Source organism: Pseudomonas sp. (assembly GCF_035277045.1).
Lineage (GTDB): Bacteria > Pseudomonadota > Gammaproteobacteria > Pseudomonadales > Pseudomonadaceae > Aquipseudomonas.
The window spans coordinates 22630-43081 of record NZ_DATELE010000158.1; the positions used below are offsets into that span (position 1 = coordinate 22630).

General features: G+C 64.7%; 17 protein-coding genes. 9 read left to right on the forward strand and 8 right to left on the reverse strand.

What is annotated here, in order from left to right:
- Window positions 1-25: 25 nt before the first annotated feature.
- Complete coding sequence (locus VJS90_RS07450; RefSeq protein WP_324120559.1) at window positions 26-916, reverse strand: LysR family transcriptional regulator ArgP; 891 nt, start codon at window positions 914-916, stop codon at window positions 26-28.
- 124 nt (window positions 917-1040) lie between these two features.
- On the opposite strand from VJS90_RS07450, the gene VJS90_RS07455 reads away from it, so the two are divergent.
- The 9 genes from VJS90_RS07455 (at window position 1041) to VJS90_RS07495 (ending at window position 14415) form a co-directional block, all read left to right on the forward strand.
- A complete protein-coding gene (locus VJS90_RS07455) occupies window positions 1041-1640 on the forward strand; it encodes a LysE/ArgO family amino acid transporter (protein WP_324120561.1) in 600 nt (199 codons plus the stop codon).
- A 191-nt stretch (window positions 1641-1831) separates the two neighbouring features.
- Window positions 1832-2428, forward strand: coding sequence for a superoxide dismutase (locus tag VJS90_RS07460; protein ID WP_324120563.1), 597 nt, complete (start codon window positions 1832-1834; stop codon window positions 2426-2428).
- A 245-nt stretch (window positions 2429-2673) separates the two neighbouring features.
- Entirely contained in the window at window positions 2674-4725 is a 2052-nt protein-coding gene (locus VJS90_RS07465; protein WP_324120565.1) for a putative bifunctional diguanylate cyclase/phosphodiesterase, read from the forward strand.
- Window positions 4726-4874: 149 nt separating this feature from the next.
- On the forward strand, window positions 4875-6215 hold the full coding sequence (locus VJS90_RS07470; RefSeq protein WP_324120567.1) for an imelysin family protein: 1341 nt from the start codon (window positions 4875-4877) through the stop codon (window positions 6213-6215).
- A gap of 175 nt (window positions 6216-6390) precedes the next feature.
- The gene (locus tag VJS90_RS07475; protein WP_324120569.1) at window positions 6391-7812 is read left to right on the forward strand and encodes a di-heme oxidoredictase family protein; all 1422 of its coding nucleotides are present in this window, start codon (window positions 6391-6393) and stop codon (window positions 7810-7812) included.
- Window positions 7813-7831: 19 nt separating this feature from the next.
- The gene (locus tag VJS90_RS07480; protein ID WP_324120571.1) at window positions 7832-8896 is read left to right on the forward strand and encodes an imelysin family protein; all 1065 of its coding nucleotides are present in this window, start codon (window positions 7832-7834) and stop codon (window positions 8894-8896) included.
- A gap of 1 nt (window position 8897) precedes the next feature.
- Window positions 8898-9995: a DUF1513 domain-containing protein gene (locus VJS90_RS07485; protein ID WP_324120573.1), complete on the forward strand. Its 1098-nt coding sequence runs from the start codon at window positions 8898-8900 to the stop codon at window positions 9993-9995.
- A 221-nt stretch (window positions 9996-10216) separates the two neighbouring features.
- Entirely contained in the window at window positions 10217-11350 is a 1134-nt protein-coding gene (locus VJS90_RS07490; RefSeq protein ID WP_324120575.1) for an efflux RND transporter periplasmic adaptor subunit, read from the forward strand.
- 14 nt (window positions 11351-11364) lie between these two features.
- Window positions 11365-14415, forward strand: coding sequence for a multidrug efflux RND transporter permease subunit (locus tag VJS90_RS07495; protein ID WP_324120577.1), 3051 nt, complete (start codon window positions 11365-11367; stop codon window positions 14413-14415).
- A 24-nt stretch (window positions 14416-14439) separates the two neighbouring features.
- On the opposite strand, the gene VJS90_RS07500 is transcribed toward VJS90_RS07495, so the two are convergent.
- The 7 genes from VJS90_RS07500 to VJS90_RS07530 all read right to left on the reverse strand — a co-directional run bounded on the left by VJS90_RS07500 (window position 14440) and on the right by VJS90_RS07530 (window position 20284).
- Window positions 14440-14667, reverse strand: a complete 228-nt coding sequence (locus VJS90_RS07500) for a hypothetical protein (protein WP_324120578.1) — start codon at window positions 14665-14667, stop codon at window positions 14440-14442.
- Window positions 14664-15365, reverse strand: coding sequence for a lipopolysaccharide kinase InaA family protein (locus tag VJS90_RS07505; RefSeq protein ID WP_324120580.1), 702 nt, complete (start codon window positions 15363-15365; stop codon window positions 14664-14666). The genes VJS90_RS07500 and VJS90_RS07505 overlap by 4 nt, the downstream gene beginning before the upstream one ends.
- Window positions 15366-15371: 6 nt before the next feature.
- A complete protein-coding gene (locus VJS90_RS07510; protein ID WP_324120582.1) occupies window positions 15372-16052 on the reverse strand; it encodes a class I SAM-dependent methyltransferase in 681 nt (226 codons plus the stop codon).
- Between the two features lie 119 nt (window positions 16053-16171).
- Window positions 16172-17488 (reverse strand): HAMP domain-containing sensor histidine kinase, encoded by a 1317-nt coding sequence (locus VJS90_RS07515; protein WP_324120584.1) that lies wholly within the window; start codon window positions 17486-17488, stop codon window positions 16172-16174.
- Window positions 17478-18161, reverse strand: a complete 684-nt coding sequence (gene colR, locus VJS90_RS07520; protein WP_324120586.1) for a two-component system response regulator ColR — start codon at window positions 18159-18161, stop codon at window positions 17478-17480. Before colR ends, VJS90_RS07515 begins: the two co-directional genes overlap by 11 nt.
- A 132-nt stretch (window positions 18162-18293) precedes the next feature.
- On the reverse strand, window positions 18294-19946 hold the full coding sequence (gene groL, locus VJS90_RS07525; RefSeq protein WP_324120588.1) for a chaperonin GroEL: 1653 nt from the start codon (window positions 19944-19946) through the stop codon (window positions 18294-18296).
- A gap of 44 nt (window positions 19947-19990) precedes the next feature.
- A complete protein-coding gene (locus VJS90_RS07530; RefSeq protein WP_166569127.1) occupies window positions 19991-20284 on the reverse strand; it encodes a co-chaperone GroES in 294 nt (97 codons plus the stop codon).
- Window positions 20285-20452 lie beyond the last annotated feature (168 nt).

A 20452-nucleotide genomic window follows, 5' to 3' on the forward strand; every position in this document is an offset into this window, starting at 1 on the left:
CAGATGCAACTGACGCCGCTGGCGCCTACAAGGGCACCAGCCACCGCGCCGCGGTGCGCCGCAGGTGTTCGGTCAACTGGCTGAGCAACTGCCCGCCCGTGCGCCAATGATGCCAGTACAAGGGCACGTCGATGGGCGTATTGGCGTGAATTTCCACCAGTTGCCCACTGGCCAGTTGCTCGCTTGCCTGCAACTCCGGCACCAGGCCCCAGCCAAGGCTGGCTTCAAGCATGCGCAGGAAACCGTCGGACGAGGGACACAGATGGTGCACAAAGCTGTCCTCGATACCCAGGGACGCCAGGTAGCGGTGCTGCAGGAAATCATCCGGGCCGTACACCAGCGCAGGCGTGCGCGGCAGGCGCTGGATGTCCAGGCCCAGGGGGAAATAGCGCTGCATGAACGCGGGACTTGCCAGCGCGCGGTAGCGCATGCCACCCAGCAGCACGCTGCGCGCGCCGGCCACGGGCCGTTCGCTGCTGCACAGACAGGCAGCCACCTCACCAGCACGCATGCGCCGCAGGCCGACGTCCTGATCCTCCACCACCAGGTCCAGCAACAACGGCTGACCGACACAGAACGGCCCAACCGCCTGTGCCCACCAGGTCGCCAGGCTGTCGGCGTTGAGCGCGATGCGCAGCCGCTCCGGCATGCCCTCTTCGTCAAGCGCCGGAACCTGCCGTTGCAGGTCTCGCTCAAGCAGGCGCACCTGCTGCACATGGTTGAGCAACTGGCGGCCGGTATCGGTTGGGCTAGGCGGCGTGGCACGCACCAGCACCGGCTGGCCAACCCGCGCCTCGAGCAGCTTGATGCGCTGGGAGACCGCCGATTGCGAAAGCCCCAGCACCTGCGCGGCGCGTTCGAAACCACCTTGCTCGATCACGGCGGCCAGCGCGGCCAGCAGTTTGTAGTCGAACATCGGTTTTGCTAATGCCTGATCAGGATTATTGGTTTTTCTTATACCGCTCCAATGCCCACAATAGCCAGCATCTTCTTCGATATTCCGCACCCGCGTTCAGCCGGTGCCTGTGGAGCATCACCCTATGTGGCAAAGCTATACCAACGGACTGCTGGTGGCCCTCGGCCTGATCATGGCCATTGGCACCCAGAACGCCTTTGTCCTGGCGCAAAGCCTGCGCCGCGAGCACCACCTGCCCGTGGCGGCGCTGTGCGTGCTGTGCGACGCGCTGCTGGTGGCCGCGGGTGTGTTCGGGCTGGCCACGGTGCTGGCCCAGAATCCAACGCTGCTGGCCGTTGCCCGCTGGGGGGGCGCGGTGTTCCTGCTCTGGTACGGCAGCAAGGCGCTGCGCCGGGCCTGCTCACGGCAGAGCCTGGAGCAGCAGCAGGGCCAGGGCCTGCGCTCGCGCCGCGCGGTGTTGCTCAGTGCCCTGGCGGTCACTCTGCTCAACCCGCACGTGTACCTGGACACCGTGCTGCTGATCGGCTCGCTCGGCGCCCAGCAGAGCGTGCCTGGTGCCTATGTGGCCGGCGCCGCCAGCGCGTCGCTGCTGTGGTTCTTCACCCTGGCCCTGGGCGCGGCCTGGCTGGCTCCGTGGCTGGCGCGCCCCGGCACCTGGCGGATGCTCGACCTGATGGTGGCGGTGATGATGTTCGCGGTGGCCGCGCAGCTGATCATGAGCTGAACGGCCCGCCCGTCCTTGTCCGGGACCGGATCGCGGAACCTCTATCCCCTATACTTGTTGCGTGGTTAAGCGCGGGGGCCGGTGCTATGATCGGACCCCTGCGTCGCAAAGAGTACAAACTCGCCGATGCATACCGGCCGCCCGTGATCGGCCTTGCGCAAACCGCAACAGACCTGATTAGGAGAATCACCATGGCTTTTGAATTGCCGCCGCTGCCGTACGCCCATGATGCCCTGCAGCCGCACATCTCCAAGGAAACCCTGGAGTACCACCACGACAAGCACCACAACACCTATGTCGTGAACCTGAACAACCTGATCCCAGGTACCGAATTCGAAGGCAAGACCCTGGAAGAGATCGTCAAGACCTCTTCGGGTGGCATCTTCAACAACGCCGCTCAAGTCTGGAACCACACGTTCTACTGGAACTGCCTGGCGCCAAACGCCGGTGGCCAGCCGTCCGGCGCACTGGCCGAGGCGATCAACGCAGCCTTCGGCTCGTTCGACACATTCAAGGAAGAGTTCACCAAGACCTCCGTTGGCACCTTCGGCTCCGGCTGGGGCTGGCTGGTCAAGAAAGCCGACGGCTCCCTTGCCCTGGCGAGCACCATTGGCGCCGGCAACCCGCTGACCAGCGGCGACACCCCGCTGCTGACCTGCGACGTCTGGGAACACGCCTACTACATCGACTACCGTAACGTGCGTCCGAAGTACGTCGAGGCGTTCTGGAACCTGGTCAACTGGCAGTTCGTTGCCGAGCAGTTCGAAGGCAAGACCTTCAAGGCCTGATCCAGGCCTGCTTGAAAAAAACCCGGCCTGGCCGGGTTTTTTTTCGCCTGCTACCCCCCTTGACCCCCTTGATCGGGGCTCAGAGCGCGCTAACATCAAGACCTGGGAAAGATTGCCACAGCATTCAAGTCGCAAGGCTGCTTGACCGATACACTCAGGCCGACCCGAGTGCCGGGTCCGACCGAAGGTGTGCCGCCAGGCCGCTGGCAAAAAGGCCGCTATGCGCATGGATTAAGGAAACCCCATTGAAGCTGGAATTCAGGCATAGCTTGTCGGTCAAGTTGCTCAGGGTCGTGCTGCTGTCGGCATTGGCGGTGGGCGTTGTGCTGAGCTGCGCGCAGATCGTCTATGACGCCTACAAGACGCGCCACGCCGTGGCCAGCGACGCGCAGCGGATCCTCGACATGTTCCGCGATCCCTCGACCCAGGCGGTCTACAGCCTCGACCGGGAAATGGGCATGCAGGTGATGGAAGGCCTGTTCCAGGACGAGTCGGTGCGCATGGCGTCCATCGGACACCCCAACGAGACCATGCTGGCCGAGAAGTCGCGTCCGCTGCAGCAAACCGACACGCGCTGGCTCACCGACCTGATCCTTGGCCAGGAACGCAGCTTCAGCACCCAGCTGGTGGGCCGCGGCCCCTACAGCGAGTATTACGGCGACCTCAGCATCACCCTCGACAGCGCCGCCTACGGCGAAGGCTTCCTGGTCAATGCCGTGATCATCTTCATCTCGGGCGTGCTGCGCGCGCTCGCCATGGGGCTGGTGCTTTACCTGGTCTACCACTGGCTGCTGACCAAGCCACTGTCGAAGATCATCGAGCACCTCACGCAGATCAATCCTGATCGCCCCAGCCAGCACCAGATCCCGCTGCTCAGGGGCCACGAGAAGAACGAGCTGGGCCTGTGGGTCGATACCGCCAACCAGTTGCTCGCCTCGATCGATCGCAATACCCACCTGCGCCACGAGGCCGAGAACAGCCTGCAACGCATGGCGCAGTACGACTTCCTGACCGGCCTGCCCAATCGCCAGCAATTGCAGCAGCAGCTGGACAAGATCCTGGTCGACGGCGGCCGCCTGCAGCGCAGGGTGGCGGTGCTCTGCGTCGGCCTGGACGACTTCAAGGGCGTCAACGAGCAGTTCAGCTACCTGGCCGGCGACCAGTTGCTGCTGGCCCTGGCCGACCGCCTGCGCGCCCACAGCGGCCGTCTCGGCGCCCTGGCGCGACTGGGCGGCGACCAGTTCGCGCTGGTCCAGGCCGATATCGAGCAGCCTTACGAGGCGGCCGGGCTGGCCCAGAACATTCTCGACGACCTGGAAGCGCCTTTTGCCCTGGGCGACCAGGTGATTCGCCTGCGCGCCACCATCGGCATCACCCTGTTCCCTGAAGACGGCGACAGCACCGAAAAGCTGCTGCAAAAAGCCGAGCAGACCATGACCCTGGCCAAGGCCCGCTCGCGCAACCGCTACCAGTTCTACGTCGCCAGCGTCGACAGCGAGATGCGCCGCCGCCGCGAACTTGAAAAGGACCTGCGCGAGGCCCTGCCACGCAACCAGCTGTTCCTTGTGTACCAGCCGCAGATCAGCTACCGCGATCACCGCGTGGTCGGCGTCGAGGCCCTGCTGCGCTGGCAGCATCCGCAGCTGGGCCTGGTCCCGCCGGACCAGTTCATTCCCCTGGCCGAGCAGAACGGCAGCATCATCGCGATTGGCGAGTGGATTCTCGACCAGGCCTGCCGCCAGCTGCGCGAATGGCACGACCAAGGCTTTGGCGAGCTGCGCATGGCCGTCAACCTGTCCACCGTGCAACTGCACCACAGCGAACTGCCCCGGGTGGTGAACAACCTCCTGCAGATCTACCGCCTGCCCCCGCGCAGCCTGGAGCTTGAGGTGACCGAGACCGGCCTGATGGAAGACATCAGCACCGCCTCCCAGCACTTGCTCAGCCTACGCCGCTCGGGCGCGTTGATCGCCATCGACGATTTCGGCACCGGCTATTCGTCGCTCAGCTACCTCAAGTCGCTGCCCTTGGACAAGATCAAGATCGACAAGAGCTTTGTCCAGGACCTGCTCGACGACGATGACGATGCGACCATCGTCCGAGCCATCATCCAGCTGGGCAAGAGCCTGGGCATGCAGGTGATCGCCGAGGGCGTGGAAACCGCCGAGCAGGAAAGCTACATCATTGCCCAGGGCTGCCACGAAGGTCAGGGCTACCACTACAGCAAGCCGCTGCCGGCCCGTGACCTGACCACCTTCCTGAAGCACGCGCAACGCAACCGGGTCAGCGCGCTGTAGCCCTTGTGGCCCGCGGCGCTGCACCACGAGGGGGCATTTGCAGATTTCCGTGCGCGGCCCTTTACACCAAATGCAAATCTTTCGCATCATGTTGCGGTTTCGCGTGCCTCCGGCACCCCAGTCCAACCACACGACGCAGGAAACCAATAATGATTCGTATGCCTCTGGCCTCCGCCAGTCTGCTGGCCATCGCCATCTCCCTCGCCGGTTGCGGCGACAAGGACGAGAAGGCTGCCGCCCCGCAAGCCCAGGCACCTGCTACCGCCACCAGCACCCCTGCCGCGGCGCCGGCCCCTGCCGTCGATGAAGCCGCTGCCCAGGCCGTGGTCAAGCACTACGCCGAGATGGTCCACGCCGTGTACAGCGACTCGCTGAGCACCGCCAAGACCCTGCAGACCGCGATCGATGCCTTCCTGGCCACGCCCAACGACGACACCCTGAAAGCCGCCAGGCAGGCCTGGGCCGACTCGCGCGTTCCGTACCTGCAGACCGAGGCCTTCCGCTTCGGCAACACCATCATCGACGACTGGGAAGGCCAGGTGAACGCCTGGCCGCTGGACGAAGGCCTGATCGACTACGTCGATGCCAGCTACGAGCACGCCCTGGGCAACCCGGCCGCCGGCGCCAACATCATCGCCAATACCGAGATCCAGGTCGGCGAAGACAAGGTCGACGTCAAGGACATCACCCCCGAGAAGCTCGCCAGCCTGAACGAGCTGGGCGGCTCCGAAGCCAACGTCGCCACGGGCTACCACGCCATCGAGTTCCTGCTGTGGGGCCAGGACCTGAACGGCACCGGCCCAGGCGCGGGCAACCGCCCAGCGTCGGACTACCTCGAAGGCGCGGGCGCCACGGGTGGCCACAACGAGCGTCGTCGCGCCTACCTCAAGGCCGTGACCGACCTGCTGGTCAGCGACCTCGAGGAAATGCTCGCCAACTGGGCGCCGAACGTTGCCGACAACTACCGCGCCAAGCTCGAAGCCGAGCCTGCCACCGACGGCCTGCGCAAGATGCTGTTCGGCATGGGCAGCCTGTCGCTGGGCGAACTGGCCGGCGAGCGCATGAAAGTCTCGCTGGAAGCCAACTCGCCGGAAGACGAGCAGGACTGCTTCAGCGACAACACCCACTACTCGCACTTCTTTGACGCCAAGGGCATCCGCAACGTCTACCTGGGCGAGTACACCCGTCCCGACGGCTCCAAGGTGACCGGCCCGAGCCTGTCCTCGCTGGTGGCCAAGGCAGACCCGGCCGCCGACACCACCCTCAAGGCCGACCTGGAAGCCACCGAAGCCAAGATCCAGCTGATCGTCGACCATGCCCTCAAGGGCGAGCACTACGACCAGCTGATCGCCCCGGACAACGCCGCGGGCAACCAGATCGTGCGTGACGCCATCGCCTCCCTGGTCAAGCAGACCGGTGCGATCGAGCAGGCCGCGGGCAAGCTGGGGATTTCCAACCTGAACCCGGACACCGCTGATCACGAATTCTGATTGGCTGCGTGCTCCACAAGAGGCGGCCGAACGGCCGCCTTTTTTTGCAGCAAGCCTTGTGGGAGCCAACATCCCTGGTGGCAATTTCATCCAGCAAACGCAAATCCCTCTTATTCATACCCCGTTAGCCTGCTAAGCTTGCACGCCGGTTTTTTGCCCAAGCCCAGGATTCCTGATGTCCCTGCTCCGTCTCAGCCCCTTGCTGCTGGCCATTGCCCTGGCCGCCTGTGATGACGCGCCGCGTTTCACCCAGGCCGAGCCGGGCGAGGCGCTGTCGGGTGGCAAGGCGACGGTGCAGCGCGCCGACCGCAATGCGTTTTCCATGCCCTCGGCCAACCTGAGCCCCGAGCGGCGCCTGGACTTCAGCGTGGGCAACAGCTTTTTTCGCAGCCCCTGGGTGATCGCGCCCTCCACCACCACCGCGCGCGATGGCCTGGGCCCGCTGTTCAACACCAACGCCTGCCAGAACTGCCACGTGCGCGACGGCCGCGGCCATCCGCCCGAGCCTGATGCCCGCAACGCGGTGTCGATGCTGGTGCGCCTGTCGATTCCCGACCGGCCCGAATACGCGAAGATCATCGAGCAACTGGGCGTCGTCCCCGAGCCGGTGTACGGCACCCAGCTGCAGGACATGGCCATCCCCGGCATCGCGCCCGAGGGCAAGGTCCGGGTCGAGTACAGCCACCAGACCGTCACCTTCAAGGACGGCACCCAGGTCGAGCTGCGCCGCCCACACCTGCAGGTCACCCAGCTCGGCTACGGGCCGATGCACCCTGACACACGGTTTTCGGCGCGTGTCGCGCCACCGATGATCGGCCTGGGCCTGCTCGAGGCCATCCCCGAGGCCGCGATCCTGGCCAACGCCGATCCGCACGATCGCAATGGCGATGGCATCCGCGGACGGCCCAACCGGGTCTGGGACGATGTGCTGGGTGCCCCCGTGCTGGGCCGCTTCGGCTGGAAGGCCGGACAGCCGAACATCAACCAGCAGAACGTGCATGCGTTTTCAGGCGACATGGGCCTCACCACCACGCTGCGCCCGGTCGACGACTGCATGCCGGCCCAGCTCGACTGCCTGGCGGCGCCCAATGGCGACGGCACCGACGGCGACAAGGAAGTCAGCGACAACATCCTGCGCCTGGTGTCGTTCTACACCCGCAACCTTGGCGTGCCCGCGCGTCGCCAGGTCGACGCCCCACAGGTGCTGGCAGGCAAGAACCTGTTCTTCAAGGCCGGCTGCCAAGGCTGCCATACCCCGCAGTTCACCACGGCCGCCGACGCTGCCGAGCCTGAACTGGCGAACCAGGTCATTCGTCCCTACAGTGACCTGCTGCTGCACGACATGGGCCCCGGCCTTGCCGACCACCGCAGCGAATTCGCCGCCGGTGGCCAGGACTGGCGGACCCCGCCTCTCTGGGGCATCGGCCTGACCGGCACGGTCAGTGGCCACACCCAGTTTCTGCATGACGGGCGCGCCCGCAACCTGCTCGAGGCTGTGCTCTGGCACGGCGGCGAGGCGGAAGCGGCGCGCCAGCAGGTATTGACCTTCGATGCCGAGCAGCGCGCCGCGCTGCTGGCGTTCCTGAACTCACTTTAAAACGCGCAAGGAGCCGGGCATGTTCCGACCCAAACTGTTGTTCACCAGCCTCGCCGCACTCGCCCTCGGGGCGTGCTCGCCGCAGGATCCACAGGCCGTGACGTCCGCCGCCATCGCCAAGCAGGTGATCCTGCCCACCTACAGCCGCTGGGTCGAAGCTGACCGCCAGCTGGCCGCCAGTGCCCTTGCCTTCTGCGAAGGCAAGCAGAGCCTGGACGCCGCGCGCAACGACTTCCTCGCCGCGCAGAAAGCCTGGGCCGAGCTGCAACCGCTGCTGGTCGGCCCTCTGGCCGAAGGCAACCGCGCCTGGCAGGTGCAGTTCTGGCCAGACAAGAAAAACCTGGTCGGCCGCCAGGTCGAGCAACTGGTCAATGGCGACAAGCCTGTGAATGCCGAGACACTGGGCAAGTCCAGCGTCGTGGTACGCGGCCTCTCGGCCTACGAGTATATCCTCTTCGACAGCAAGCCCGACGTCGCCACGCCTGAGCAGAAAGCCCGCTACTGCCCGCTGCTGGTGGCCATCGGCGACCATCAGAAGGCCCTGGCCGAGGAGATCCTCAAAGGCTGGAACAACACCGACGGCATGCTCGCGCAGATGACCAAGTTCCCGAATCAGCGCTACGCTGACTCGCACGAGGCGATCGCCGACCTGCTGCGTGCGCAGGTGACCGCGCTCGACACCCTGAAGAAAAAGCTCGGCGCGCCCATGGGCCGTCAGAGCAAGGGTATCGCCCAGCCGCTGCAGGCCGAAGCCTGGCGCAGCCACGCTTCGATCAAGAGCCTCGAGGCCAGCCTCAAGGCGGCACAGGCGCTGTGGGTCGGGGTCGACAACAAAGGCCTGCGCGGCCTGCTGGGCAGCGACCAGGACGCCCTGGCGCAGAAGATCGACGATGCCTACGCGACCTCGCTCAAGATGTTCGAAAGCAACCAGAAGTCGCTGGGCGAGCTGTTGGCCGACGACGCTGGCAAACAGACCCTGAACCAGATCTACGACAGCCTCAACGTCGTCCACCGCCTGCACGAAGGCGAGCTGGCCAAGGCGTTGAACATCCAGCTGGGCTTCAATGCCAACGATGGTGACTGACATGTTGCGACGCCAGGCGATCAAACTCGGTAGCGTAGTGCTCAGCGCCCTCACCCTGGGCGGCTGGAGCCTGTTTCGCAGCAAGGGCAGCGAGCCGCTGCTGCTGTCGGCGCGCGATGACGGCGACGGCAAGCACTATGCCGTCGGTTATCGCCTGGACGGCACCCAGGTGTTCGCCACCGAGGTGGGCCAGCGCTGCCACGACATCGTCAACCATCCCGCGCTGCCACTGGCGCTGTTCGTGGCACGTCGACCGGGTACCGAAAGCTACCTGGTCGACCTGCGCGACGGACGGCTGCTGCAGACCATCACCTCCCAGCCCGACCGGCATTTCTACGGCCATGCGGTGATCCACAAGGACGGTGAATGGCTTTACACCACCGAGAACGACACCACAGACCCGGGACGCGGCGTGCTGGGGGTGTATCGCTTCGAAGGTGAGCGCCTGCACTACAGCGGCGAGGTGTCCACCCATGGCATCGGCCCGCACCAGGTGTCGTGGATGCCCGACGGCGAGACCCTGGTGGTGGCCAACGGCGGTATCCGTACCGAGGCCGAAAGCCGCGTGGAGATGAACCTGGACGCCATGGAGCCAAGCCTGGTGCTGATGCAGCGCGATGGCACCTTGCTGAGCAAGGAGGTGCTGGGGCAGCAGATGAACAGCGTGCGCCACCTGGCGATCGGCGCCGACGGCACGATCGTCGCCGGCCAGCAGTTCATGGGCGGTGGCGAGGAGACGGCCGAGCTGATCGCCATCAAACGGCCGGGGCAGCCGTTCCAGGCGTTCCCGGTGCCAGAGCGGCAGTTGCAGTCGATGGCCAACTACACCGCCAGCGTCGCCGTCCACAGCGAGCTGCGCCTGGTGGCGCTGACCGCACCGCGGGCCAACCGGCTGTTCATCTGGGATCTGGACAGTGCCGAGGTTCGCCTGGACGCGCCGATGCCCGATTGCGCCGGGGTGGGCGCGGTGGCCGATGGGTTCGTGGTGACGTCCGGGCAAGGGCGGTGCCGGTTGTATGATTGCCGCAAGGCGCAGTTGGCCGGGCAGCCACTGGAGCTGCCGTCCGGGTTCTGGGACAACCATTTGCATCTGGTCTGATGCATCTCGGTTGACCTCTTCGCTGGCAAGCCAGCTCCCACAGCTACAGCGGTGCTCTTGAGGCCCACGCTGTACCTGTGGGAGCTGGCTTGCCAGCGAAGAGGCCCTGATTGACACCTCACTCTCCAAAAAACCAGCAATACTCATCCCACCCGCACAGGGCCAGGATGGCCCGCAGTCGTGCCTGACAAACCATAACCAGATCGCCAAGGAACCGGACTATGCTGCGCCGCCGCATGCTGATCATGTTGGCTGTCGTTGTACTGATCGTGCTGATGCTGGGGGGGTACAAGGCCTTTTCCATCTACCGGCAGGTCCAGATGTTCTCAGCCCCCAAGCCGCCGGTCAGTGTCGCTGCCACGGCCGCGGTCGAGCGCAGCTGGCAACAGCGCCTGCCTGCGGTCGGTAGCCTCAAGGCCTTGCAAGGCGTGGAGCTGAGCCTGGAAAATGCTGGCACCGTCAAGGCGCTGCACTTCGAATCCGGACAACAGGTCAAGGCCGGTCAGCTGTTGCTCGAACTGGACAGCGAACAGGAAACCGCGCTGCTGGGCACCGCCCAGGCCGACCTCGGCCTTGCCAGGGTCGACTTCGGCCGGGGCAGCCAGCTGGTCGGCAGCCAGGCCATCTCGCGCGGCGAATACGATCGCCTGCGCGCGCAGTTCCAGCGCAACCAGGCCGTGGTCGACCAGCTCAAGGCCTCGCTCGCCAAGAAGAGCATTCGCGCCCCTTTCAGCGGCACCATCGGCATCCGTCAGGTCGACATCGGCGACTACCTGGCCAGCGGCACGGTGCTCGCCACGCTGCAAGACATCAGCAGCCTGTATGTCGACTTCAATGTGCCCGAGCAGGCGCTGCCCCGCCTGAGCCTGGGCCAGCAGGCGCAGGTCGAGGTGGCGGCCTACCCCGACCAGCGCTTCCCCGCCACCCTCAGCGCCATCAACCCCAAGGTCGAGGAAAGCACCCGCAACCTGCTGGTCCGCGCGACCCTGGCCAACCCCGAGGGCAAGCTGCTGCCGGGCATGTTCGCCAGCCTGCAGGTGCTGCTGCCCGACCCGCGGCCCCAGGTGGTGGTACCGGAAAGCGCGGTCACCTACACCCTCTATGGCAACTCGGTGTACGTAGTCGCGCGCAAGCAGGCCGAGGATGGCGAGCACGAGCCGCCGCTGGTGGCCGACCGCCGCACCGTCGAGACCGGCGAGCGCCGCGATGGCCTGGTGGTGATTCTCAAGGGCCTCAAGCCCGGCGAGCAGGTGGTCACCGCAGGCCAGCTGAAACTGACTCAGGGCGCCGCGATCCGCATCACCCCCGACAAGACCCCGCAACCCGATGCCCACAGCGCGCGGCGCGACGACTGAGCCCGGAGGCACTCATGGCCTTTACCGATCCCTTCATCCGTCGCCCGGTGCTGGCCAGCGTGGTCAGCCTGCTGATTGTCCTGCTGGGCTTCCAGGCCTGGAGCAAGCTGCAGATCCGCCAGTATCCACAGATGGAGAACGCGCTGATCACGGTGACCACCGCCTACCCCGGCGCCAATGCCGAGACCATCCAGGGCTACATCACCCAGCCCCTGCAGCAGAGTCTGGCCAGCGCCGAAGGCATCGACTACATGACCTCGGTGAGCCGGCAGAATTTCTCGATCATCTCCATCTACGCACGCATCGGCGCCGACAGCGACCGCCTGTTCACCGAATTGCTGGCCAAGGCCAACGAGGTGCGCAACCAGCTGCCGCAGGACTCGGAAGACCCGGTGCTGAGCAAGGAGGCCGCCGACGCCTCGGCCTTGATGTACCTGAGCTTCTACAGCAACGAGATGAGCAACCCGCAGATCACCGACTACCTGTCACGGGTCATCCAGCCCAAGCTCGCGACTCTGCCGGGCATGGCCGAAGCCGAAATCCTCGGCAACCAGGTGTTCGCCATGCGCATCTGGATCGACCCGGTGAAGCTGGCGGGTTACGGCCTGAGCGCCCTGGATGTGACGGATGCGGTGCGCCGCTACAACTTCCTGTCGGCGGCGGGCGAGGTCAAGGGCGAATACGTCGTGACCAGCATCAACGCCAGCACCGAGCTCAAGTCGGCCGAGGCGTTCGCTGCCCTGCCCCTCAAGACCGCTGGCGACAGCCGCGTGCTGCTGGGCGATGTGGCGCGGGTGCAGATGGGCGCCGAGAACTACGACACGGTCAGCTCCTTCGACGGCACCCCGTCGGTGTACATCGGCATCAAGGCGACGCCAGCCGCCAACCCGCTGGAGGTCATCAAGGAAGTGCGGCGGATCATGCCGGAGCTCGAAAGCCAGCTGCCTTCCAACCTCAAGGTGTCGATCGCCTACGACGCCACGCTGTTCATCCAGGCGTCGATCGACGAGGTGATCAAGACCCTCGGCGAGGCCGTGCTGATCGTCATCGTCGTGGTGTTCCTGTTCCTCGGTGCCCTTCGCTCGGTGCTGATCCCGGTGGTCACCATCCCGCTGTCGATGATCGGCGTGCTGTTCTTCATGCAGATGATGGGCTACTCGCTGAACCTGCTCACCCTGCTGGCCATGGTGCTCGCCATCGGCCTGGTGGTGGATGACGCCATCGTGGTGGTGGAAAACATCCATCGCCACATCGAGGAGGGCAAGGCGCCGCGTGAAGCGGCCTTGGAAGGGGCGCGGGAAATCGCCATGCCCGTGGTGTCGATGACCATCACCCTGGCGGCGGTGTACGCGCCCATCGGATTCCTCGAAGGGCTGACCGGGGCGCTGTTCAAGGAATTCGCCCTGACCCTGGCGGGCGCGGTGATCATCTCCGGCATCGTCGCCCTCACCCTGTCCCCCATGATGTGCGCCTTCCTGCTGCGCCACGAGCAGAACCCCAGCGGCCTTGCCCACCGCCTTGACAGCCTGTTCGAGGGGCTCAAGCAGCGCTATCAGCGCCTGCTGCACGGCACGCTGAACAGCCGTCCGGTGGTGCTGGTGTTCGCCGTCATCGTGCTGGGCCTGATCCCGGTGCTGCTGATGTTCACCCAGAGCGAACTCGCCCCCGACGAAGACCAAGGGGTGATCTTCATGATGAGCAGCTCGCCGCAGCCGACCAACCTGGATTACCTCAACGCCTACACCAATGAGTTCACCGCCATCTTCAAGACCTTTCCCGAGTACTACTCCTCGTTCCAGATCAACGGCTTCAACGGCGTGCAATCGGGGATCGGCGGCTTCCTGCTCAAGCCCTGGAACGAACGCGAGCGCACGCAGATGGAGCTGCTGCCGGTGGTGCAGGCCAAGCTTGAGCAGGTCGGCGGATTGCAGGTCTTTGGCTTCAACCTGCCGTCGTTGCCTGGCACCGGCGAAGGCCTGCCCTTCCAGTTCGTGATCAACACCGCCGGTGACTATCCAGCCCTGCTGGAAGTGGCCCAGCGCATCAAGGACCGCGCCCAGGCCTCGGGCAAGTTCGCCTTTCTAGACATTGACCTGGCGTTCGACAAGCCCGAGGTCGTGGTCGACATCGACCGCGCCAAGGCGGCGCAGATGGGCGTGTCGATGAACGTGCTTGGCGGCACGCTGGCGACATTGCTGGGCGAGGCGGAAATCAACCGTTTCACCCTGGAGGGACGCAGCTACAAGGTCATCGCCCAGGTCGAACGGCCGTACCGGGACAACCCGGGCTGGCTGAACAGCTACTACGTGAAGAACGACCAGGGCCAGTTGCTGCCGCTGTCGACGCTGATCACCCTCAGCGACCGGGCACGGCCTCGCCAGCTCAACCAGTTCCAGCAGCTGAACTCGGCGATCATCCAGGGGGTGCCGATGGTGAGCATGGGCGAGGCACTGGAGACGATACAGACCATTGCCCAGGAGGAAGCGCCGCAAGGGTTCTCGTTCGACCATGCGGGCCCGGCTCGCCAGTTCGTGCAGGAGGGCAGTGCCTTGTGGGTCACCTTCGGGCTTGCACTGGCGATCATCTTCCTGGTGCTGGCCGCGCAGTTCGAAAGCTTCCGCGATCCGCTGGTGATTCTGGTGACCGTGCCCCTGTCGATCTGCGGCGCCTTGCTACCCCTGTTTCTGGGCATCTCGAGCATGAACATCTATACCCAGGTGGGCCTGGTGACGCTGATCGGGTTGATCAGCAAGCACGGGATCCTGGTGGTGGAGTTCGCCAACCAGCTGCGCGAACAGAAAGGCTTGAGTGCCCGCGAGGCGGTTGAAGAGGCGGCTGCGATCCGGCTCCGGCCGGTGTTGATGACGACGGCTGCCATGGTGTTCGGCATGGTGCCGCTGATCGTGGCCACGGGAGCCGGGGCCGAGAGCCGGTTCGACATCGGGATGGTGATTGCCACCGGGATGTCGATCGGCACGTTATTCACGCTGTTTGTGTTGCCGTGCGTCTATACCTTGCTGAGTTCCAAGGCTGAACACAGCCAATTGAGTCAGGGCCATCCATAAGTGCAGTCAGTACCGGCCATGGCCTCACCCCTGCGAGCGCAGACCCTGGCGCATGCCGAACAGGAACAGCAGCAGGTCCTGGTCCGGCTGGACGGCCACCTCTTGCTTGACGACACGCGGCAAGGCGCATTGCCGTGCAGCCTCGGCCTTGCTGAACACGATCGTCCGAGGCTCCTCCCACGCCGCCGCCGCCGCGGTGCAGACCGCCAGCGCGCAAATCAGAAACAAACCTCGAGCTATTTGTAATTTCATTGCTCCAACCCTTTGACAGCGCTGCCAAACGCCATCTGGTAAAAGTAGAGCAGCTTTCGCCATTCGCCATCGCTGAATGACGAATGGCGGCGCAGTTGCCGCAGGTCGTTGTACGCCGCGCGCTGGCAACTGATGCGCCAGCGGCACTTTTCCAGGTCCAGCAGAGCCACTTCGGCGGTGGCCTCGGCGCCCTCGCCTGTCACCTTGACGAACACGTGCTTGCCATACAGGCAGCCATGCTGCCAATGCCCCCGGTGCATGCGCGCCAGGTTCGCTGCCAGGTCCTGCAGCACCCGCTCATGCAGGGCCTGGCCATGGTGTTCACGGGCGCCGCCCTGGTACCAGCTGTCGATGTCGACGAAACCGTCCAGCGCCTCGCTCACCAGCAGCGCGCGCCACTGATGCTCGGCATCGCGCTCGACGCCACAATAGACGATGCGTGGCACGCGCACACCGAGCTGCTCGAAGCGGTTGAGGGCGTGGAGCTCGCGCAATACCGTGGGCCGCCCGAAGGGGTGCAGCAGGCTGCGGTAGATGTGCCCGATCTGGCGCTTCGCATACAGCATCTGCCCAGACTCGTCATGCAGTCGCTGCACGCCGCTCTCGCCACCGCGGCGCTGGTTGGGCGCCTCGACCCATCGCCCTTGCCTGTGCCAGTAGAAGTCGAAATCCGGACCCTGCCCTTGTGCTACCACCATGTGCTGTTACCCCTTGCGCAATACATAGACACGCCACATGGCGTAGAACGGCAGGAAGTCCAGGTGTTCCTGGATGCGGAAGCCGGCGTCGACGAATTCTTTCTCGACCGTGTCGCCCGGCAACACGAACCGGTTCTGGAAGTGCGGCTGCTCGGTCCTGGCGCTGCGGCGTTGCTCCAGCTTCTTGCGCCGCCAGGCCTTGAAATTGCCATCGACCCACAGCGAGACGATCACGCTGTCACGGCTGACGCGGTGGAATTCACTGAGGATCGTCTTGCGATGGGCGGCATCACCGATGTGGTGGAACAGCCGCATGCAGAAGATGCTGTCGACCGCGTTGTCCGGCAGGTCGATCGCGAAGGCCGATGTCTGCAACGGTTTCACCCGTTCAACGACATGAGGCGGCTGTGAGGCGCAGGCGGTCTCGAGCATGGCGGCGGAATTGTCGGCGCCAATGATCACGCGGTTCTGCTTTTCCGCCAGCAGCGGCCAGAAGCGCCCGGCGCCGCACGGCAAGTCCAGCACCAGGCCTGGCTCGCCGGCAAGCGCCAGGGCGCGGCGGGCCATCTGCTCGTCGCGTTGGTGCGAGAGGCGACGCGCCAGTCCGTCCTGGTGCTTGAGCAGGTACTCCTTGGCGTGCTGCTTGTCGTACTTGTCGGAAAAGGCGAGTTTGATGGGGCTACGCATGAGCATCTCCTGATTCCAGGCGCACACCTTATGCAGGCAAGCGTCGGAATCAGGTCATGCGGTTGTGAAAAATCTGTCACATGGCGAAGACATTGGTGACAAAAGATGACTGTGCGCCATCAGTGTGACGGCGCGTGATGATCGCCCGGAAGGCGCTCCGGACCTTGGGTCAGGTCGACCTGGAACCGGCAGCCATGGGGCAGCGTGGCGGTCAGCGTCACCCGCCAGCCCTGGTCATCGCAGATCCGCTGCACCAGCGACAGCCCCAGCCCCAGCCCTTCCCCGCGGCGCTCATCCCCGCGCACGAATGGCATGAACATCGCCTCGCGCTGCTCTTCCGGAATGCCCACGCCGCTGTCCTCGACGCTGAAGCCGTTAGGTTCCAGGCTCAGGCGAATATAGCCGTGGTCGGTGTAATGCGCGGCATTGCGCAGCAGGTTGCCCATCACCGACTGCAGGAAGGTGGCGTTGTACAGCGCTGGGCTGGCGCTGACCCTGCCGTCGTAATAAAGGCTCAGGCCCTTCTGCTCGATCGTGTCGCGCCAGACACCGATCAGGTCGTCGGCCACCTCGCGCAGCGATGCGCGCGAGGCCACGGCGCCTTCATCGCGCTGGGCCCGGGCAAGCATCAGGAACGTCTTGACCAGTTCGCGCATTTCCTCGGTGGCGCGGGCGATACGCTCGACCTGGCTGCGGGCCCGCTTGTCGAGGGCCTGGTTTTCCTGCAACAGCTCGCAGGAGGTGGCCAGCACCATCAAGGGGGTGCGCAGCTCGTGGCTGACGTCGCTGGTGAACAGCCGCTCACGGGTCAGCGCGTCGCGCAGCCGCCCCAAGGTGTCGTCGAACGCGGCCGCCAGCTGGCCGACCTCGTCCGCGGCGTAGTCCGGCGCGAGCGGCGGAGCAAGGCCCAGCAACTGGTCGCGATGGCGCACCTGGCGCGCCAGGCGGATCACCGGCGCCATCACCCGGCGTGCCAGTACCCAGCCGAGGAAGGTCGCCAGTGCCAGGCTGAGCACGAAGCCCACCACCACCACGGCGAACAGCACCCGCTCGCGCTCCTCGAAGTCGCTCTGGTCCTGCAACAGCACGTAGTGCCGCCCGTCCACCACCTCGACCATGGCGTGGTACGACAGCTGCTCGCGAAACACTTCGTGGAAGCCCGCGTTCAGGTGACGCAGGTCATGGGGCAGGGCGAACTCGTCCCGGCCGCCGCTGAAGTAGAACAGCTGGTCGGGCCGGGGCCGGTGGCTCCAGTCGCTGACGCTGTCCATGCGCAACAGGCGTTGCAGGTCCCCACCGAGCACGGCCGAGATCAGCCGCTCCTCGACCAGGTGCACGGTCGCGACGATGCCGAAGGCGAAGGCTCCGGCGACCAGCGCGCTCATCAGCGCGAAGGCGATGATGATGCGCTGGGCGAGGCTTTGCTTAAACTCCATCACGGCCCTCGGCAAGGCGATAGCCGACGCCATGCACGGTATGCAGCAACGGTTTGTCAAAGGGCTTGTCGATCACCTGGCGCAGCTGGTGCACGTGGCTGCGCAGGCTGTCGCTGTCCGGGCAGTCATCGCCCCACAACGCTTCCTCGAGCACCTCGCGGCGCAGCACGTGGGGGCTCTTCTGCATGAGCACGGCGAGCAGCTTGAGGCCCACCGGGTTGAGCTTGAGCAGCCGGCCCTCGCGGGTAACTTCGAGAGTGTCGAGGTCGTAGGCCAGGTCGGCCACTTGCAGGGTGCGGCGCCCTCCCCCCTGGGCCCGGCGCAGCACGGCTTCGATACGCGCGGCGAGTTCCGACAGCGCGAACGGTTTGAGCAGGTAGTCGTCGGCACCGGAGCGGAAGCCCTGCAGGCGGTCGTCCAGCTGGTCGCGGGCGGTGAGCATGATCACCGGCGTATCGCGCCGGGCATCCTCGCGCAGGCGCTTGCACAGGGTGTAGCCGTCGATCCCGGGCAGCATGATGTCGAGCACGATCAGGTCGTAGTGTTCAGTGGCGGCCAGGTGCAAGCCAGACAACCCGTCCTGGGCGCAGTCGACGGTATAGCCCTTCATCCCGAGGTAGTCAGCCAGGTTGGCCAGAATATCGCGGTTGTCTTCAACCAGTAGAATTCGCATCAAAGGTCTCCTGTGCGGCAGGGCGCAGCTTAAGGCCATATGGCCGCCATCACCAGCACCTGTATGCATATCATCCGCCCATGAAAAAGCCCCGCACAAGGCGGGGCTCTTCTTGCAGCAGGTGAGGCTGGCTTACATCATGCCGCCCATGCCACCCATACCGCCCATGCCGCCCATGTCTGGCATGCCGCCGCCAGCAGAAGCTTCCACTGGAGCGTCAGCGATCATGGCTTCGGTGGTGATCATCAGACCACCGATCGAAGCTGCGGCCTGCAGTGCCGAACGGGTCACCTTGGCCGGGTCCAGGATGCCCATTTCGATCATGTCGCCGTACTCGCCGGTAGCAGCGTTGTAACCGAAGTTGCCCGAACCTTGCTTGACCTTGTCAGCGACAACGCTTGGCTCGTCGCCGGCGTTGGCAGTGATCTGGCGCAGCGGCGATTCAACGGCGCGACGCAGAATGGCGATGCCGACGTTCTGGTCTTCGTTGTCGCCTTTGAGGTCGAGAATGGCCGACAGGGCGCGAACCAGGGCCACACCGCCGCCAGGCACCACGCCTTCTTCGACGGCTGCACGGGTAGCGTGCAGGGCGTCTTCAACGCGGGCTTTCTTCTCTTTCATCTCGACTTCGGTACCTGCACCGACCTTGATCACGGCAACACCGCCAGCCAGCTTGGCCAGACGCTCTTGCAGCTTCTCACGGTCGTAGTCCGAGGAGGTCTCTTCGACCTGGGCACGGATCTGCTTGACGCGTGCCTCGATGTCGGACTCGGCGCCAGCGCCGTCGATGATGGTGGTGTTTTCCTTGGACAGGGTCACACGCTTGGCGTTACCCAGGTGCTCCAGGGTAGCGGACTCCAGGCTCAGGCCGATTTCCTCGGAGATCACGGTACCGCCGGTCAGGACAGCGATGTCCTGCAGCATGGCCTTGCGGCGGTCGCCGAAGCCAGGTGCCTTGACCGCGGCAACCTTGACGATGCCACGCATGTTGTTCACGACCAGAGTCGCCAGGGCTTCGCCTTCGACGTCTTCGGCAACGATCAGCAGCGGACGGCCAGCCTTGGCAACGGCTTCCAGAACCGGCAGCAGTTCGCGGATGTTCGAGATCTTCTTGTCGACCAGCAGCAGCAGCGGGCCTTCAAGCTCGGCAACCATGGTGTCCGGCTTGTTGACGAAGTACGGGGACAGGTAGCCACGGTCGAACTGCATGCCTTCAACGACCGACAGTTCGTTTTCCAGGCCCGAGCCTTCTTCGACGGTGATCACGCCTTCTTTACCGACTTTTTCCATGGCTTCGGCAATGATGTCGCCGATGGAGTTGTCGGAGTTGGCGGAGATGGTGCCTACCTGGGCGATGGCTTTCGAATCAGCGCATGGCTTGGACAGGTTCTTCAGCTCGGCGACAACGGCGATGGTGGCCTTGTCGATGCCGCGCTTGAGGTCCATCGGGTTCATGCCGGCAGCGACGGCTTTCAGGCCTTCGTTGACGATGGCCTGGGCCAGGACGGTAGCGGTGGTGGTGCCGTCACCGGCAGCATCGTTGGCCTTGGAAGCAACTTCCTTGACCAGCTGGGCGCCCATGTTCTCGAAGGCGTCCTTGAGCTCGATTTCCTTGGCGACGGAAACGCCGTCCTTGGTGATGGTCGGCGCGCCGAAGCTCTTGGCCAAGACCACGTTACGGCCTTTCGGGCCCAGGGTCGCTTTTACAGCGTCAGCCAGGACGTTGACACCAACGAGCATTTTCTTACGGGCGGAGTCGCCGAATTTTACGTCTTTAGCAGCCATGATCGTTTAATCCTTAATACTTGAAGTAACGGGAAACCGGAGAATCAAGCTTCGATGACAGCGAGGATTTCGTTCTCGCTCATCACCAGCAGGTCTTCGCCGTCGACTTTCACGGTGTTGCTGCCCGAGTACGGGCCGAAAACCACCTTGTCACCCACTTTCACGGCCAGCGCACGTACTTCGCCGTTGTCCAGGACGCGGCCGGTACCGACGGCGACGATCTCGCCACGGTTTGGTTTTTCAGCGGCCGAACCCGGCAGGACGATACCGCCAGCGGTTTTCGATTCTTCTTCGCTGCGACGGATGACTACGCGGTCATGCAGAGGACGAAGCTTCATTGTCGATCTCTCCCAATTGTGGTTTTCATCGGCCGGTGTCGACACCGGCGGGTTGATGCTTTCCGGCGTTGCCGGTGTGGCTCGCAAGTGCGGTCCACGTGTGTCATGTCTGGTGCAAAAGACCAGAAACCTTGCGGTGACCCATACATGAGGCCGCCAAGGGTAATT

Excerpts from the sequence above, each read along its gene's own strand:
- VJS90_RS07510 (WP_324120582.1), bottom strand. The coding sequence starts at position 16,052 with ATGCGTAGCCCCATCAAACTCGCCTTTTCCGACAAGTACGACAAGCAG.
- VJS90_RS07470 (WP_324120567.1), top strand. The coding sequence starts at position 4,875 with ATGATTCGTATGCCTCTGGCCTCCGCCAGTCTGCTGGCCATCGCCATC.
- VJS90_RS07495 (WP_324120577.1), top strand. The coding sequence starts at position 11,365 with ATGGCCTTTACCGATCCCTTCATCCGTCGCCCGGTGCTGGCCAGCGTG.
- VJS90_RS07475 (WP_324120569.1), top strand. The coding sequence starts at position 6,391 with ATGTCCCTGCTCCGTCTCAGCCCCTTGCTGCTGGCCATTGCCCTGGCC.
- VJS90_RS07460 (WP_324120563.1), top strand. The coding sequence starts at position 1,832 with ATGGCTTTTGAATTGCCGCCGCTGCCGTACGCCCATGATGCCCTGCAG.
- groL (WP_324120588.1), bottom strand. The coding sequence starts at position 19,946 with ATGGCTGCTAAAGACGTAAAATTCGGCGACTCCGCCCGTAAGAAAATG.
- VJS90_RS07490 (WP_324120575.1), top strand. The coding sequence starts at position 10,217 with ATGCTGCGCCGCCGCATGCTGATCATGTTGGCTGTCGTTGTACTGATC.
- VJS90_RS07530 (WP_166569127.1), bottom strand. The coding sequence starts at position 20,284 with ATGAAGCTTCGTCCTCTGCATGACCGCGTAGTCATCCGTCGCAGCGAA.
- colR (WP_324120586.1), bottom strand. The coding sequence starts at position 18,161 with ATGCGAATTCTACTGGTTGAAGACAACCGCGATATTCTGGCCAACCTG.
- VJS90_RS07500 (WP_324120578.1), bottom strand. The coding sequence starts at position 14,667 with ATGAAATTACAAATAGCTCGAGGTTTGTTTCTGATTTGCGCGCTGGCG.
- VJS90_RS07515 (WP_324120584.1), bottom strand. The coding sequence starts at position 17,488 with ATGGAGTTTAAGCAAAGCCTCGCCCAGCGCATCATCATCGCCTTCGCG.
- VJS90_RS07505 (WP_324120580.1), bottom strand. The coding sequence starts at position 15,365 with ATGGTGGTAGCACAAGGGCAGGGTCCGGATTTCGACTTCTACTGGCAC.
- VJS90_RS07450 (WP_324120559.1), bottom strand. The coding sequence starts at position 916 with ATGTTCGACTACAAACTGCTGGCCGCGCTGGCCGCCGTGATCGAGCAA.
- VJS90_RS07455 (WP_324120561.1), top strand. The coding sequence starts at position 1,041 with ATGTGGCAAAGCTATACCAACGGACTGCTGGTGGCCCTCGGCCTGATC.
- VJS90_RS07480 (WP_324120571.1), top strand. The coding sequence starts at position 7,832 with ATGTTCCGACCCAAACTGTTGTTCACCAGCCTCGCCGCACTCGCCCTC.
- VJS90_RS07485 (WP_324120573.1), top strand. The coding sequence starts at position 8,898 with ATGTTGCGACGCCAGGCGATCAAACTCGGTAGCGTAGTGCTCAGCGCC.